The following is a 15,233-nucleotide window of genomic DNA, read 5'->3' on the forward strand; positions in this document are numbered from 1 at the left end:
GGCGCGTCCACCTCACTTGTACATGGTCTGGTTCATGGTTCCGGGGGCGTACGCGTCCGGGTCGACCCACACGTTGATCAGCGAGGGCTTGCCGGACTCGCGGGCGCGCTGCAGCGCGGGGCCGATGTCCGCGGGGTCGCGGACCTCCTCGCCGTAGCCGCCGAGCATCTGGGCGAACTTGTCGTACTGCACGTCGCCGAGGGTGTTGCCGACCCGCTCGCGCTCCTCGCCGTACTTGACCTTCTGGCCGTAACGGATCTGGTTCATCGAGGAGTTGTTGCCGACGATGCCGACGAACGGGAGGTTGTAGCGGACCAGCGTCTCGAAGTCCCAGCCGGTGAGGCTGAAGGCGCCGTCGCCGAAGAGCGCGACGACCTCCTTGTCGGGACGGGCCTGCTTGGCGGCGAGCACGAACGGAACGCCGACGCCGAGGGTGCCCAGCGGGCCCGGGTCCATCCAGTGGCCCGGCGACTTCGGCTGCACGACCTGCCCGGAGAAGGTGACGATGTCGCCGCCGTCGCCGATGTAGATCGAGTCCTCGGTGAGGAAGTCGTTGATCTCGCTCACCAGGCGGTACGGGTGGATGGGCGAGGCGTCCGAGCGGAGGTTCGGCAGCCGCTTCTCCAGCGCCTTCTCCTCGGCCGCTCGCAGCTCGTCGATCCACTCCTTGCGCTTGGACGAACCGCCGTTGACCCGGCCGGACGCGGCCTCGGTCACCGACTTCAGCACCAGGCCCGCGTCGCCCACGATGCCGAGGTCGATGTCGCGGTTCTTGCCGACGGTGCGGTAGTCCAGGTCGATCTGCACGACCGTGGCGTCCTGCGACAGCCGCTTGCCGTAGCCCATGCGGAAGTCGAACGGCGTGCCCACGATCACGATGACGTCCGCGTTGGAGAACGCGTAGCGCCGGGAGAGCTGGAAGTGGTGCGGGTCCCCGGGCGGCAGGGTGCCGCGGCCGGCGCCGTTCATGTACGCCGGGACGTTCAGGGTGCGCACCAGCTCGATCGCGGCCTCGGTGCCGCGCGTCGTCCACACCTGGCTGCCCAGCAGGATCGCGGGCTTCTCGGCGTGCACCAGCAGGTCGGCGAGCTTCTCGATGGCCTCGGGGTCGCCGGCGCTGCGGGTGGAGGCGCGGTACTGGCCCGCCTTGGGGATCCGGGCCTTCTCCAGCGGCACCTTCGCGTCGAGGACATCGCGGGGGATCTCCAGGAACGACGGGCCCGGGGCACCGTGGTAGCACTCGCGGAAGGCCATCGACACCATGTCCGCCGCGCGCGCCGTGTCCGGCACCGTCGCGGCGAACTTGGTGATCGGGGTCATCATGTCGACGTGCGGGAGGTCCTGGAGGGACCCCATCTTGTGCTGCGTGTGCGCGCCCTGGCCGCCGATCAGCAGCATCGGCGACTCGGCGCGGAACGCGTTGGCGACACCGGTGACGGCGTCCGTGGTGCCGGGTCCCGCTGTGACGACGGCGCAGCCCGGCTTGCCGGTGATGCGCGCGTACCCGTCGGCCGCGTGTGCCGCCACCTGCTCGTGGCGTACATCGACGACCTCTATGCCTTCGTCGACGCAGCCGTCATAGATGTCGATGATGTGGCCGCCGCACAGGGTGTAGATGACCTCGACGCCCTCTGCTTTCAGCGCCTTGGCGACCAGATGCCCTCCGGAGATGAGGTCCGGGGTGCTGTCGCTGCTCTCGTCGGACATGGCGGAGTCCTGTCCCTTCGTAGGGGAGGGGTGAGAGCTCCCGTGCTGCTCACAGGCGCTCTCACCGGGTTGCTGCGGTGGTTTCGCGGTGGTGTTCTCTGCGGTACTCAGTAGATTGCATACAGTCGACGAATACTGTATGAAGCTTGTTATCCCGCATCCGGTGGGTGGTGTCCAGGGGGCGTGCACCACTTTTCGAGGCGCCGAGGGATCTTCACCCGGCGTCCACAGCAGTCAGGAGCCGAGATGGACCTGTACGAACACCAGGCAAGGGAACTCTTCGAGGAGCACGGAATCGTGGTACCGAAGGCGGAGGTCACCGACGCCCCCAAGGGGGCCCGGGAGATCGCCCGCCGGCTGGGAGGGCGCGTCGTCGTCAAAGCGCAGGTGAAGACGGGTGGACGCGGCAAGGCCGGCGGAGTCAAGATCGCCGCCGACCCCGCCGCCGCCGAACTGACGGCACGTCAGATACTCGGGATGGACATCAAGGGCCACACGGTCCACAAGGTGATGGTGGTCGCGCCGGTCGACATCGAGCAGGAGTACTACGTCTCCTACGTGCTCGACCGCGCCTCCGGCCGGTTCCTCGCCATCGCGTCCGCCGAGGGCGGCATGGACATCGAGCAGGTGGCCGCCACCCGGCCCGAGGCCGTCGCGCGCATCCCCATCGACCCCGCGGAGGGGGTCACCTCCGCCCGCGCCGCGGAGATCGCCGAAGCCGCCCAGCTGCCGCCGCAGACGGTCGACGTCCTCATCAGGCTCTGGGAGGTCCTGGTGCGCGAGGACGCGCTGCTCGTCGAGGTCAACCCGCTGGTACGCACCGCCCAGGGGCAGATCCTCGCGCTGGACGCGAAGGTCACCCTCGACGACAACGCCCGCTTCCGGCAGACCCGCTGGGGCGAGAGCCTCGCCGCGCTCGACGACGAGGGCGACGCCCTGGAGGCGACGGCCGCGGAGAAGGGCCTCAACTACGTCAAGCTGGACGGCGAGGTCGGCATCATCGGCAACGGCGCCGGACTCGTCATGTCCACCCTCGACGTGGTCGCCGGCTGCGGCGCCCGGCCCGCCAACTTCCTCGACATCGGCGGCGGGGCGTCCGCCCAGGTGATGGCCGACGGCCTCGGCGTCATCCTGGCCGACCCCGCCGTCAGGTCCGTGTTCGTCAACGTCTTCGGCGGCATCACCGCCTGCGACGCGGTCGCCGACGGCATCGTGCAGGCTCTTCAGACCGTACGGCTCACCAAACCCCTCGTCGTACGGCTCGACGGCAACAACGCCGTGCAGGGCCGCACCATCCTCGAAACGCACCGCCACCCGCTCGTCGAGCAGGCCACCTCCATGGACGGCGCCGCGCGCCGCGCCGCCGACCTCGCCAACGCGCACTGAAGGAGCCGGGACATGGCCATCTACCTCACCAAGGAGAGCAAGGTCCTCGTCCAGGGCATGACCGGTGGCGAGGGCATGAAGCACACCCGCAGGATGCTCGCCGCGGGCACCGACGTGGTGGGCGGCGTCAACCCCCGCAAAGCCGGCCGGTCCGTCGACTTCGACGTCCCCCAGGACCTTAAGGGTCTGGGAGGTACCCCCACCGCCGTCCCGGTCTTCGGCTCCGTGCGCGAGGCCATGGACGAGACCGGCGCCGACGTCAGCGTGGTCTTCGTGCCGCCCGCCTTCTGCAAGGCGGCGGTCATGGAGGCCGCGGACGCCGGCATCGGCCTCGCCGTCGTCATCACCGAGGGCATCCCCGTCCACGACGCCGTCGTCTTCCAGGCACACGCCAGGGCGAGCGGCACCCGGGTCATCGGCCCCAACTGCCCCGGCCTGATCACGCCCGGCCAGTCCAACGCCGGCATCATCCCCGCCGACATCACCAAGCCCGGCCGGATCGGCCTGGTCTCCAAGTCCGGCACGCTCACCTACCAGCTCATGTACGAGCTGCGCGACGTCGGCTTCTCCACGTGTGTGGGCATCGGCGGCGACCCCGTCATCGGCACCACCCACATCGACTGCCTCGCCGCCTTCCAGGACGACCCCGAGACCGACCTGATCGTGCTCATCGGGGAGATCGGCGGCGACGCCGAGGAGCGGGCCGCGGCCTTCATCCAGGACCACGTCACCAAGCCCGTCGTCGGCTACATCGCCGGCTTCACCGCCCCCGAGGGCAAGACCATGGGCCACGCCGGCGCGATCGTCTCCGGCTCCTCGGGCACGGCGGCCGCCAAGCAGGCGGCGCTGGAGGCCGCCGGAGTCCGGGTCGGCTCCACCCCCACCGCAGCCGCCCGGCTCGTGCTGGAGCAACTGCGTACCTGACGTGCCCCCGCGGCGCCCGCCCCGTGCGGGCGCCGCAGGGTGCCCGCCTCGCGCGGGCGCCCAACCCACCGGCCCGACCGCTCCGCGGAGCCGACGAGCGAGCCGGCCGGGCGATGGGCCCCGTTCCCGCCGACGACCGTGCACCGTGAGCGGAGAATCCCCCATGCGACCCACCCTCTCCCTGAAACCCCGCACGTCGTGGACCGACGCATGGCGGCGCTGCCTCGCCGTGGCCCCCGAGGCGTTCCGCGAAGACCGGGTCCTCAACCTCTGGGGCGCCACCTGGCGGGCGGACGGCCGGGCACCGGACGCCGCGAGCCCCGTCGACCAGAGCCCCATCGCGGGCCCGCCCCGCCTCGACGCGGGCACCGCGCGGCAGGCCGTGCGCGCCGCACTCGACCAGCACCGCGCCTGGCGGCACATCCCCGTCGCCGAGCGCCGCGCACGCGTGGCGGCCACCCTCGACGCCCTCACCCAGCACCGCGACCTTTTCGCCCTCCTGCTGGTCTGGGAGATCGGCAAGCCCTGGCGGCTCGCCCAGTCCGACGTCGACCGCGCCATCGACGGCGTGCGCTGGTACGTCGACACCATCGAGCCGATGCTCGACGGCCGGGCCCCGCTGGACGGCCCGGTCTCCAACATCGCGAGCTGGAGCTACCCGATGTCCGTGCTCGTGCACGCCATGCTGGTGCAGGCCCTCGCGGGCAACGCCGTGATCGCCAAGACCCCCGTCGACGGCGGCGTCTCCTGCCTCACCCTGGCCTGCGCGCTCGCCGCCCGCGAAGGCGTCCCGGTGACCCTGGTCAGCGGCAGCGGCGGGCAGCTCTCCGAGGCGCTGGTGCGGGCGCCGGAGATCGGCTGCGTGTCGTTCATGGGCGGCCCGGACGCCGGGGCGGCCGTCGCCACCGCCGTCGCCGACCTGGGTAAACGCCACATCCTCGAACAGGAGGGGCTGAACACCTGGGGCATCTGGAACTTCTCCGACTGGGACCGGCTCTCGGCCACCGTCCCCAAACTCTTCGGCTACGGCAAGCAGCGCTGCACGGCCTACCCCCGCTTCGTCGTCCAGCGGTGCCTGTTCAACGACTTCCTGGACGCCTACCTGCCCGCCGTGCGCACCGTCCGCATCGGCCACCCGCTGGCGGTCGAGACGCGCGACGACCCGTACCCCGACCTGGACTACGGCCCGCTGATCAGCGCCGCCAAGGCCAAGGAGCTCACCGACCAGGTGGAGGAGGCGATCGACCACGGCGCCGTACCCCTGCACCGCGGCACGCTCGCCGACGGCAGCTTCCTGCCCGGCCAGGACACCTCGGCGTACGTGGCACCCGTCACCCTCCTGGGCCCGCCGCCGTCCTCGCCGCTGCACCACGCGGAGCCGTTCGGCCCGGTCGACACGATCGTCCTGGTCGACACGGAGGCGGAACTGCTGGCCGCCATGAACGCCTCGAACGGCGCGCTGGTCGCCACCCTCGCCACCGACGACCGCTCGCTCTACCGGCGCCTCGCACCCAAGGTCCGCGCCTTCAAGGTCGGCCACGGCTCCGCACGCTCCCGCGGTGATCGCTCCGAGCTCTTCGGCGGCTTCGGCGCGTCCTGGCGGGGCGCCTTCGTCGGCGGCGAGCTGCTGGTGCGGGCGGTGACGCAGGGGTCGGTGGAGGAGCGGTTGCCGGGGAACTTCCCCGAGTACCAGCTCACCCCGTGAGCCGGCGGACTTCGCTCACCGTGCGTGACACCGGGCCCGCGGAGTGTTGCAGCGGGCCCGCCGCCCGGGTGGGCGGCAGGGCCCCGCCCAGGCGGACGGATACGCAGGTGAAAGCCGCTCCCAAACCTTGGTATGGTGGTGCTGTCGCCGCGGGGATCACCGGCGGCGCACCTGAGTCCGGGTGGCGGAATGGCAGACGCGCTAGCTTGAGGTGCTAGTGCCCTTTATCGGGCGTGGGGGTTCAAGTCCCCCCTCGGACACCACCACTGACGATGCGCATGCGAGGGGCCTCGACCTTACGGTCGCGGCCCTCGTTGCGTGTGCGTAGCTGATGGTGACGCCGAGGGCCTCGTAGAGGGGGCCTTTCTCGTCGGCATCGCCTGTCTGGATACGCTCCGCGATGTTCCCGAGGCTCTCGGTGGTCTCCTGGATCCGGTGTGGGGCGAGCACGGGCACACTCCCAGATCCCCGCACATCCCCACCGGCAACTGAGCTGCCCTGGTGATGCCCGGCGCAGGCCCCTACGAAGAAGCGGACTCGCCCGGATCGTCGTCGGCTGCCCACCAGGCGGGGGCACAGGCCACGGCTGCGTGGACCATGTCGTCTTTGGTGACCGACGGGTCGTTGAGCCATGCCCTGATGGCGCCGGCGAAGCCGTGGGCCAGGAACTGAGCCATCACCTGACGGTTGTCATCGGGGAGTCCTTGAGGGGCGCGGCGGGCCATGTGCGCCAAGGCGTAGTTGCTGAAGTGGCGTACGAGCACGTCGTACACCCCGCTGTCCGCGGGATCCCCGAGAGCGAGCCGGTAGACCGCCATGAACCGCTCGACGTGGTCGGCCACCTGCCTGGTGGCCAGGTGATGCAGCTGGCGGGCCGGGGACAGGCCCTGGTCGCGCTGCTCGTCCTCCAGCGCGTGGCCTCGCTCCAAGTCGGCGCAGAGGACCTGGATGAGGAGGTCGAACGGGGTGTTGTAGCGGTTGTAGAACGTTGCACGGGTAACCCCCGCCCGGTCGGCCAGTTCGGCCACCGTGATCTGGGAGATGGGCCGCTGCGCGGCGAGATCCACGATGGCCTGCTCGAAGGCCTTGGTCGTGCGGGTGATGCGCGGATCGATCCGGGCGTTCAGGGTTCCATCCTCCATATGTGTCGCATTGCAATCAGTCACAGGCAGTGCTTTTATACATCTGTCAAACAGTGTCTTGAAAGGATCACCATGGCCTCCCATACCTCGATCTCGCCTCAGGAAGCCGCCGACCGGTTGGCCATCCGCGAGCTGATCGACGCCTACGCGCACTGCGCGGACCGGCGGGATGCCAACGGACAGAAGGCCCTGTTCACCTCGGACACACGCTTCGTCGTGTTCATGGACGCCACCGCGGACGAGCCGACGCAGATCCTGCATGGCCGCGAGGCACTCACCCCTGTGTTCGACAACCTCAACACCTACCAGTCCACCACACACTTCAACGGCCAGAGCACTATCGCCCTGGACGGCGACCGTGCAGCAGGCGAGAGCTACTGCTTGGCCCACCACATCTCGGTTGACGACTCCGGGCAGCGCACCCTCATGATCGCGTCGATCCGCTACCTCGACGAGTTCATCAAGCAGAACGGCGACTGGTACTTCGCAGAACGCCGCCTGATGGTCGACTGGAGCGAAACACGCCCCTGAACGCCCTGACGTGCGAGGCACTCAGCAGGGCGCCAGGTGCGCACGTCGAGATGGATGATGCGGGCCCGCTCGTGGATGCGGCCGGGCTCGACGAGCCACTGGCACGCGGCTGCCGGGGGGGCGGACGAAGCCGGTCTTGATCAGGCGGTGGTGAAGGCCAGGCCGCGATCGGACAGAAGGATTACGTAATGGACGGCATTGTTAACGCGACGACCGACGGCTCAGCGCAGCCCGAGCGGGAGGAGCTGATCGCCAAGGCGCGAGAACTGCATCCGCTCCTGCGCGAGTACGTCAGCCGCGCGGAAGTCGGTCGCCAGGCCGCGCCCGAGGTGGTCGAGGCCCTCACGGAAGCCGGGTTCTTTCGGCTGATGAAGCCTCGGCGGCTCGGTGGCAACGAGGTGGGCCTGCGCACGCTGGTCGAGGTGACCGAGACGCTCGGCGAGGGGGACGGATCGGCGGCCTGGCTCGTGGGCGTGGGCGCCGTCGCCGCCTGGCTGGTGGGCACGGCCTCGAAGCAGGCGCAGGAGGACCTGTTCGCACAGGACCCCGACGCACGAGTGGCCGGCGGGAGTTCACCGGGCCCGGCCCGCCGCGTGGAGGGCGGTTACCGGGTCAGCGGCCGGTGGCCCTACGCCTCCGGTGCCCACGGTTCATCCTGGGCGACGATGGGGGCGGTGCTCACGGATGAGTCCGGCCAGATGTCCGATGCCCTCGTGTGCGTGGCGCCGGCCTCGGACCTCACCCTTGAGCGCACGTGGCAGACCGTGGGCATGCGCGGTACCGGCAGCGACACGTGGGTCGCGGACGACGTGTTCGTGCCCGACCACCGGACGATCTCGATCGGGCAGGTGGTCGCGGGGAAGTGGCCCCTGCCCACCGAGGAGACGATGTACCTCCTTCCCGCCGGTCCCCTGGGTCTGCTGGGCCTGCTCGGTCCGATTCTCGGTCTCGGCCGGGCTGCCCTCGACTACGTCATCGCACAGGCGCCGCGGAAGGGCATGCACCACACCTTCTTCGCCCGGCAGGCCGACTCGGTCGGAGTCCAGATCCAGCTCGCCGAAGCCGCCCTGAAGCTCAAGACGGCGAAGCTGCACACCTACGCCATCGCTGACGCCATCGACGCCGCCGCAAGCCGCGGTGAACAGGTGGAATACGCAGACCGTGCCGAGTACCGGGCGGAGTACGGCTATGTCGCACAGCAGGTGCTCGAGGCCCTGCAGATCCTGATCAACGTGCACGGCGCCGGCGCCTTCGCGGAGTCCAACCCCCTCCAGCAGTGGTGGCGGGACGCCAACACCGCGGCCCACCACGCCGGGCTCAACGCCGCCGTCGGCTACGAGGTGTACGGCAAGTCGCTCGTGGGCGTCGACGAGCAGGTAAGCCCCATGATCTGACCTTGTCGGGCCCATCGACCGCTCGCGGCCCTGCCGCGGGCAGAGCCCCGTCTCGGGGCCGTGGCACCTGCGCCGACTTGTCTCCGTCACCTGATGGGCGGGGCAGGGACCTGTGGTCGGTCCCTGCCCCGCCCGCTCTCTGTTACCCGGGGAGGAGGCCGTGGACAGCGAGTTCGCTGATGGCCATCTGGCCGCCGGTCTGGCCGCCCTGGTCAGGTCGGTCCGCGATCAGACGGACATAGCGTGCCGCGACCGGCCTGTCGAGCTGCACGCCCGTCAGGCCCGCGGTGGTATCGGAGTGTCGGGCCACGTTGTACCAGGTCGAGCCGTTCTCGGACACGTCGATGTGGAAGTCGGTGGCGAACTTCCCCTCGGGCTGCTGGAGGGTGATCAGGTCGACCGACCGGGGACGACCGAGGTCGACCTGCTGGGTCCAGCGGTACTGGCCGGTGGCCTGCGACCAAGTGCCCGGGTCGCCGTCGGTGGCGTACGAGGGCAGTGAGCCGGGCTGCATGTCCGCCTGGGTGCCGTCGATGAACTGGGCGCCGCTGGTTGCGCCCAGGGCGAGGTTTCCCGCGCCGGGGGCGTAGGCGCCGATCTCGCTGATCGCCATCTGGTCACCGCGCTGGCCCGGGCCGTCGGGCTTGTCCGCGACGACTCGGAGGTAGCGGGCGTTCACCGGTGTGGAGAGGAAGACCGGCGTGCTGCCCCAGCCACTCTCGCGGACGGTGCCGACGGTCGTCCAGTCGGTGCCGTTGGTGGAGGTGTCGACGTGGAAGGCCGTCGCGAAGTGCTGCTTCGGCATGCCGACGGTCACGGCTCCGAGCCGTTGGTCTGTCTTCAGGTCGACTTCAAGCTGCCAGCGGAACTGGCCACTGGCCTGTACCGAGGTGTTCGGGTCGCCGTCGGTGGCGTTGGCCGCACGGTCTCCGGGCTGGAGGTCGGCGGCGGTGCCGTCCACGTACTGGGCGTGCACGGTCCTGCCCAGCGCGAGGTTCGTCGGAGCCGTGCCCGCGGGGGCCGATGCCACGTGCGCGTACGGAGCCTGGAGGCCCGCGTTGGAGAGGAGCGAGGCCGGCACGCCGGTCCCGTCGGAGGCGACTCGGGTGTTGTCCAGCGTCAGGTTGTCAGGATCGCCGCACGGCCAGTCCGGGGTGGGGTTCTCGACGTAGTTGCCGGTGAAGGAGAAGTTTCCGTAGGGGAGTTTGTCCTCCTTGCAGCCGCCCATGGAGTAGCTTCCGTTGCCGAAGATGGCGTTGCCCGTCATGGTGACGTTGGTGCTGCCGCCGTCGGTGTAGATGGCGTGACCGCCCTGGACGCCGTTGCGTACGACGTTTCCGCTGATGAGCAGGCCGTCGGCGAGCGAGTCGCCCTCCTGTCCGAGGACGTAGATGCCACCGCCGTCGTAGCGCAGTTGCATGGCGTCGAAGACCAGGTTGTCGAGGATCTTGTTGCCGCTGGTCTTCGTCGGGGTGTGGCCCCAGCCCCAGTTGGAGCTGATGCCGCTGTAGGGCACATCGTTGACCTGGTTGTGTTGGATCAGGTCGTCTCGGGCGTAGCTCTGGAAGATTCCGACGCCGCCGGTGTAGTCGACGGCGACGTGGTGGACCCAGTTGTCCGCGACGGTGTTGTGGGCAGGCAGCAGGGAGATGTCGGTGGGAGCCGCGTCGGCGCCGTTGCCGATTTCGAGGCCGTTGCCGGAGATGTCGGTGAACTCGTTGCCCTGGAGTGTGGAGCCGTGGACGCCGCGGCCGAGTTGCAGGCCGGCGGCCCCCAGGTGCTGGAAGGTACTGTCAGCGATCGACAGGTTCTCGGTGTGGTCGAACACGACGTTGCCCGGCGTCATCGTCCAGTTGCCGTAGGGGCAGGTGCCGGGGTCGGTGCTGGAGTAGCGGTCGCAGGAGCCCTGCTTCTCCCATCCGTCGGCTTCGGTCAGGCGCATGTTGGCCTGGACCTCGGAGAAGCCCTCCGTGCCGTTGGGCTCGGTCCATCCGCCGTACTCGAAGGAGATGCCGCTGAACGCGAGGCCCGTCAGGGGGTGTGCCTCGGTGGCCGTGCCGGAGACCAGCGTCTGCAGCCGCGGGATCTCCACATCGGCCCGCTTCAGGTCCTGGCCCCCGCGGGGCTTGTAGTAGACGGTGTGCGCGGCCTTGTCGCGGTACCACTCGCCGGGGTCGTCGAGCAGTTCCCTGGCGTTCTCGACCCGGTCGGGCCGGTCGGCATTGACGCCGTACGGCTTCTTCGTGGAGTTGTCGAAGCAGGGTTGGTCCATGGTGACCGTGGTGCCTGACACCGAGGCCACGCCGCAGTACATCTCGGTCCAGCCCACGTCGTAGACGAACTGGATGTCGGATGTGTTCTTCCAACCGTCCAGGGCGGTGTCGGAAGTGGTGTAGCCGGTGGGCGTGCGGGTGAACTGCGTGGGTGCCGTTCCGCGGGCGCGTATGCCGCGCACCCCGTCGACGTACAGCTGGCGGGTGTCCGTGCCCGCTGGGACCGTGGCCGACCAGACGCCGTCCGCGCCTTCGTGCCAGTCCCGGATGCGTTGGCCACCGCTGAGGACCGGGTGCGCGCCGGGTGCGGCCGCGTAAGTGACGGTGTGGCCGTTACGTGCGCTGTCGCCGTTCGCGGCGTCGAAGGAGAGGGTCCTGTCGAGACGGTAGGTGCCACCCGCGAGCACGACACGGATGTCGGAGTGCTGGTCGTGGGTGGCGGCACGTACCTTCTGCTGGGCACGAGCAAGCGTGCACGGATCGCCGGGCGAGCACGTGTCGCCGTCTCCGTCCGGTGCCACGGAGTACGTGAGGGGAGCGGGGGCGGACTGCGCTGCCGGGACGGCAGCCGCCGCTCCGGCGATGAGAAGACCCGAGAGCAGTGTGACGGACGTACCGATGGCCGCGCGGACACCGCGCCGCCATCGTCGGTGTGGAGACATGTGTGGTCACTCCCAAGACGTCGTTGGGTGAGAGGTGGTGATGGGGGATTCCGCGTACCGGAGGTGTTGCGGGACAAGTGCAGACCTCGGCGCGTCCCGTGAGTGGCGGCCGGGTTCTGGCTGCCCTTGAGTCTGCTGCGGTGGCGGTGTGGGGTGGGGAGCTCCGAGCTCGGCCTCGTGTTCGCGGGCACGGGTTCTCGGGTGGGGGAGCCGGGGATGTGGGCTGGTCCCGTCCGCTGGGGGCCGGTGCCCCTGGATTCACTCCTTGGTGGCTCCGGCGAGCATTCCGGAGACGAGGGTTCGCTGGGAGAACAGAAAGAGGGCCAGGACGGGACAGATGGCGACGATGACCGCGAGTGCGAGTTCGGGGATGGTGATGTCGAGGCCGGCGCCGGCTACGGGATTGAACGAGGGAGTCGAGGTCAGCAACTGGTTCAGACCTACCTGGAGCGGAAACTCGTCGCTGTTGGGCAGCACCAGGTACGGCAGGAAGAAGTTGTTCCAGTTGCCGACGAAGCTGAAGAAGGCGACCAGTCCGATCACCGGCTTGGCCAGTGGGAGCGCGATGCGGCTGAAGAGTTGCCACTCGGTGCAGCCATCCATCCGCGCTGCGGAGAGCAGGTCGCGAGGCAGGCTGCCGGCGAAGTAGATGTACATCAGGTACACGCCGAACGGGAAGAACGAGAAGGGCAGGATCACCGACCACACGGTGCCGATCAGGTGGAACCGGTTGAGTTCCAGGAACACCGGCAACACGAGGGTGGCAGACGGCATGATCATGGTGACCAGAGTGATCACGAGAAGGGCTCTGCGGCCCCGGAAACGAGTGAGTGCGAGGGCGTAACCGGCCGTGACGCTGGTGATCAGGGTCAGTACGAGCGAAGCACCGGCGTAGATCACGGAGTTGCCGAGCCAGGTCAGCATCGCATGGTTCTGGAAGGCGAACAGGTGCCGCCAGGCGGCGCCGATCTGGCTGAAGGAGCCGAAGGACAGCGGCGAGTCGTGGACGATCTGCCCGGCGGTCTTGGACGGCGCCATCAGCACCCAGGCCACCGGAAGTACGAAGAAGACAAGGAGGGCGGCCAGCAGGGCGCCGACGACCAGGGCGGACACGACGTGCCCGGGGGAGCGGCCGGTCCGGGGCCGTCGTGCGGCCACGTGCACTGTCATTTCTCATCCAACCTGAACATGCTGGAACGGGAGACGAGGAGGCCGGCGGCGATGAGACCGACGGCCAGCAGGAACACCGAGATGGCGGCAGCGCCGTTGAAGTCGCCCTGCTGGAAGGCGAAGACGTACGCGAGTTGGTTGGGCGACCAGGTGAGGCCGATGCGCCCGAGACTCGCAGTCTGCAGAAGTTGCGGTTCGACGAACAGCTGGGTACCGGAGGCGAACGCGAGGATCGTCATGTAGGCGATCCACTGCCGGACCATCGGGATCTGGACCGACCAAGCGGTGCGCCACGGCCCGGCGCCGTCCATGCGGGCGGCCTCGATCACCTCGTCCGAGATGGTGTTGAGCGCGCCGTACATCACCACGATCCACCCGCCCGCGCCGGTCCAGAAGGCGATGAGCATGAAGATCACCGGCAGGTTACCGGGCTGGAGCACGGCCGCGAAGGTGTCCATGTGCAGGGCTGTCAGCAGCCAGGAGACGGGGCTGACATCGGGGTCCAGCATGAACAGCCACACCAGGACACTGGCCACTCCTGCCAGCGCGCCCGGTATGTAGTACAGGAAGCGCAGCAGTGCCGAGGTGCGCGGTCCGACGCGGCTGCGCAGGAGCACGGCCGACAGAACCGTGAGCACGACCAGTGTCACCAGCCACAGGACGAGGTAGATCAGGATGTGCTCGAAGGCGGGCAGGAAGCGGTAGTCCTTCGCCACCCTGACGAACTGGTTGAGCCCGGTGAACTGGCCCAGTTCGTTCGTGAAGGCGAGGTAGAACGCGTAGCCGGTGGGAAAGACGCCGAAGGCGAACAGAAACAGCGTGTAGCCCGCCACGAAGAGGTAGCCGGCCCGGCCCCCGACCCGCCGCCGCAGTGCGGTGTCGCGGCGGCGGAGGGGCACGGTGACGCGCCGGGTCTCCAGCAGCGTCATTTGTTGATCACCCGGTATCCATGTGCTCTCGCCTCGTCGCTGATGCTCTTCTGCCACGCGGGCAGCGTCGAGGTGAGACTGTGGCCGGCCGTGAGGGCAGGCAGGACGACGCCCGACCAGGCGGTGGCGTCGGAGAACTTCGTGGTGGCCCAGCCGGTCCACACCGACTGTGCGGCCTTCTCGAACGGGCCGCTTACGTCGTCGGCGAAGTACTCGCTGTTCGCCGGGTTGCCCAGCCATGCCTTCGCGGCAGGCGCATACGCCGGATAGGTGGGTGCCGAAGCCTGGTTGTCATTCGAGGTCGTCAGCCAGGTGGTGAGGTCTGCGGATGCCTTCAGGTTGGCGCTGTGCGAGGACACCATCCACACACCGCCGCCGACGTTTCCGGTCGCCGGCGCCTTGTCGCCGGGCCAGGTGAGGGGAGCCGCTGCGGCCATCTGCTTGGCCGGGATTCCGAAGGCGGTCTTGAAGAGGTACTGGCCGTACCAGGACGGGCCGACCGCCGCCAGGACCTTGTTGCCGCTGTTCTTGGCGAAGCCCTGGCTGAAGAAGCCCTGCTTGCTGACCGCCTTGGCGGATATCAGACCATCGAGGAGGGATGACATCCGGGTGCAGCGGGAGTCGGAGAGGTCGACGCGGAGCGTGCCTGGCCTCGTCTGGTCGAAGGCCGGACACTGGCTGGACCAGAAGTACGACTCCTGGGAGTTGGTGTCGCCGACCGAACCCACGAGGTAGCCGGGGTGCTCCTTGGCGGCCTTCCTGCCGAGGGCCTCGTACTGCGGCCAGGTGGTGGGGACCTGGTAACCCCACTCGTCCATCAGCTTCTTGTTGTACCAGAGCACCACCTGCGCGATGTCGTTGCGCAGGCAGTAGGTGTGCCCGCCGTACTGGCACGGGGTGAGCGAGCCCTTGGCGAAACCGTTCAGGGTTGCCTGGGGGACGAGGCCGTCCTCGTCGACGGGCGCCGCGAAGGGGTTGGCGCCCGGTTTGGTGGGCTGGGAGGCCCAGGTGGTGTCGTTCGGGGTGCCGAAGACGACATCAGGCCAGCCCTTGCCCACCCGGTCGAACAACTGGACCTTGGTCTGGAGATAGGTGGAACCGTCGGCTCCGCCGTCATAGGTGACGACGTTCATCTTCACCCCCGGATGTGCCTTCTGGTACTTCTGCACCGAGGGGAGGCGGGTGGAGTCGGTCCAGACGGTGATCTCCGAACCGGGCTTCTGCCGCACGGGTTCGAAGGACGGTGCCTGCGTGTCCGAGCCCCCGTGCGAACCCCCCGGGGTCGGGTCGGCACTGGCGCAGCCCGCCAGCAAGGCGGTGGCGGCGCACAGGGCCAGTGCCCCGAACGTGGTCGTACGCCGTCGGCGGTGCTGCTCGGTGGGAGATCCGGAAGACCTCATCTTCTTGCCT

11 protein-coding genes and 1 tRNA gene are annotated in these 15,233 nt (G+C 69.1%); 6 read left to right on the plus strand and 6 right to left on the minus strand.

What is annotated here, in order from left to right:
• Positions 1-12: 12 nt before the first annotated feature.
• Entirely contained in the window at positions 13-1,707 is a 1,695-nt protein-coding gene (locus Sm713_RS34230; protein WP_212913825.1) for a thiamine pyrophosphate-binding protein, read from the minus strand.
• A 246-nt stretch (positions 1,708-1,953) separates the two neighbouring features.
• Here Sm713_RS34230 and sucC point away from each other — a divergent pair, with 246 nt between their 5' ends.
• From sucC to Sm713_RS34250, 4 genes are all read left to right on the plus strand, one after another.
• Complete coding sequence (sucC, locus tag Sm713_RS34235) at positions 1,954-3,093, plus strand: ADP-forming succinate--CoA ligase subunit beta (RefSeq protein WP_212913826.1); 1,140 nt, start codon at positions 1,954-1,956, stop codon at positions 3,091-3,093.
• Positions 3,094-3,105: 12 nt separating this feature from the next.
• The gene (gene sucD, locus Sm713_RS34240; RefSeq protein ID WP_212913827.1) at positions 3,106-4,017 is read left to right on the plus strand and encodes a succinate--CoA ligase subunit alpha; all 912 of its coding nucleotides are present in this window, start codon (positions 3,106-3,108) and stop codon (positions 4,015-4,017) included.
• Between the two features lie 163 nt (positions 4,018-4,180).
• A complete protein-coding gene (locus Sm713_RS34245) occupies positions 4,181-5,722 on the plus strand; it encodes an aldehyde dehydrogenase family protein (protein WP_212913828.1) in 1,542 nt (513 codons plus the stop codon).
• Positions 5,723-5,897: 175 nt separating this feature from the next.
• Positions 5,898-5,985: transfer RNA gene (locus Sm713_RS34250), tRNA-Leu, on the plus strand.
• A 258-nt stretch (positions 5,986-6,243) separates the two neighbouring features.
• Here Sm713_RS34250 and Sm713_RS34255 read toward each other — a convergent pair.
• The gene (locus Sm713_RS34255) at positions 6,244-6,864 is read right to left on the minus strand and encodes a TetR/AcrR family transcriptional regulator (protein WP_212913829.1); all 621 of its coding nucleotides are present in this window, start codon (positions 6,862-6,864) and stop codon (positions 6,244-6,246) included.
• 72 nt (positions 6,865-6,936) lie between these two features.
• On the opposite strand from Sm713_RS34255, the gene Sm713_RS34260 reads away from it, so the two are divergent.
• Positions 6,937-7,395, plus strand: a complete 459-nt coding sequence (locus tag Sm713_RS34260; protein WP_212913830.1) for a nuclear transport factor 2 family protein — start codon at positions 6,937-6,939, stop codon at positions 7,393-7,395.
• A gap of 188 nt (positions 7,396-7,583) precedes the next feature.
• Positions 7,584-8,789: an acyl-CoA dehydrogenase family protein gene (locus tag Sm713_RS34265; RefSeq protein WP_212913831.1), complete on the plus strand. Its 1,206-nt coding sequence runs from the start codon at positions 7,584-7,586 to the stop codon at positions 8,787-8,789.
• A 142-nt stretch (positions 8,790-8,931) separates the two neighbouring features.
• Here the strand turns inward: Sm713_RS34265 and Sm713_RS34270 are convergent, their stop codons facing one another.
• The 4 genes from Sm713_RS34270 to Sm713_RS34285 all read right to left on the minus strand — a co-directional run bounded on the left by Sm713_RS34270 (position 8,932) and on the right by Sm713_RS34285 (position 15,223).
• Complete coding sequence (locus Sm713_RS34270; RefSeq protein WP_212913832.1) at positions 8,932-11,724, minus strand: discoidin domain-containing protein; 2,793 nt, start codon at positions 11,722-11,724, stop codon at positions 8,932-8,934.
• Between the two features lie 258 nt (positions 11,725-11,982).
• Positions 11,983-12,894 (minus strand): carbohydrate ABC transporter permease, encoded by a 912-nt coding sequence (locus tag Sm713_RS34275; RefSeq protein ID WP_212913833.1) that lies wholly within the window; start codon positions 12,892-12,894, stop codon positions 11,983-11,985.
• Positions 12,891-13,823, minus strand: a complete 933-nt coding sequence (locus Sm713_RS34280; RefSeq protein WP_212913834.1) for a carbohydrate ABC transporter permease — start codon at positions 13,821-13,823, stop codon at positions 12,891-12,893. Before Sm713_RS34280 ends, Sm713_RS34275 begins: the two co-directional genes overlap by 4 nt.
• Positions 13,820-15,223 (minus strand): ABC transporter substrate-binding protein, encoded by a 1,404-nt coding sequence (locus Sm713_RS34285; RefSeq protein WP_212913835.1) that lies wholly within the window; start codon positions 15,221-15,223, stop codon positions 13,820-13,822. The genes Sm713_RS34280 and Sm713_RS34285 overlap by 4 nt, the downstream gene beginning before the upstream one ends.
• Positions 15,224-15,233: the final 10 nt, after the last annotated feature.

The organism is Streptomyces sp. TS71-3, assembly GCF_018327685.1.
Taxonomy (GTDB): Bacteria; Actinomycetota; Actinomycetes; order Streptomycetales; family Streptomycetaceae; genus Streptomyces.

Bases quoted from the DNA above. Each gene is read 5' to 3' on its own strand.
- Sm713_RS34275 (WP_212913833.1), bottom strand. From the start codon at position 12,894: ATGACAGTGCACGTGGCCGCACGACGGCCCCGGACCGGCCGCTCCCCC.
- Sm713_RS34230 (WP_212913825.1), bottom strand. From the start codon at position 1,707: ATGTCCGACGAGAGCAGCGACAGCACCCCGGACCTCATCTCCGGAGGG.
- Sm713_RS34265 (WP_212913831.1), top strand. From the start codon at position 7,584: ATGGACGGCATTGTTAACGCGACGACCGACGGCTCAGCGCAGCCCGAG.
- sucC (WP_212913826.1), top strand. From the start codon at position 1,954: ATGGACCTGTACGAACACCAGGCAAGGGAACTCTTCGAGGAGCACGGA.
- sucD (WP_212913827.1), top strand. From the start codon at position 3,106: ATGGCCATCTACCTCACCAAGGAGAGCAAGGTCCTCGTCCAGGGCATG.
- Sm713_RS34285 (WP_212913835.1), bottom strand. From the start codon at position 15,223: ATGAGGTCTTCCGGATCTCCCACCGAGCAGCACCGCCGACGGCGTACG.
- Sm713_RS34255 (WP_212913829.1), bottom strand. From the start codon at position 6,864: ATGGAGGATGGAACCCTGAACGCCCGGATCGATCCGCGCATCACCCGC.
- Sm713_RS34245 (WP_212913828.1), top strand. From the start codon at position 4,181: ATGCGACCCACCCTCTCCCTGAAACCCCGCACGTCGTGGACCGACGCA.
- Sm713_RS34280 (WP_212913834.1), bottom strand. From the start codon at position 13,823: ATGACGCTGCTGGAGACCCGGCGCGTCACCGTGCCCCTCCGCCGCCGC.
- Sm713_RS34260 (WP_212913830.1), top strand. From the start codon at position 6,937: ATGGCCTCCCATACCTCGATCTCGCCTCAGGAAGCCGCCGACCGGTTG.
- Sm713_RS34270 (WP_212913832.1), bottom strand. From the start codon at position 11,724: ATGTCTCCACACCGACGATGGCGGCGCGGTGTCCGCGCGGCCATCGGT.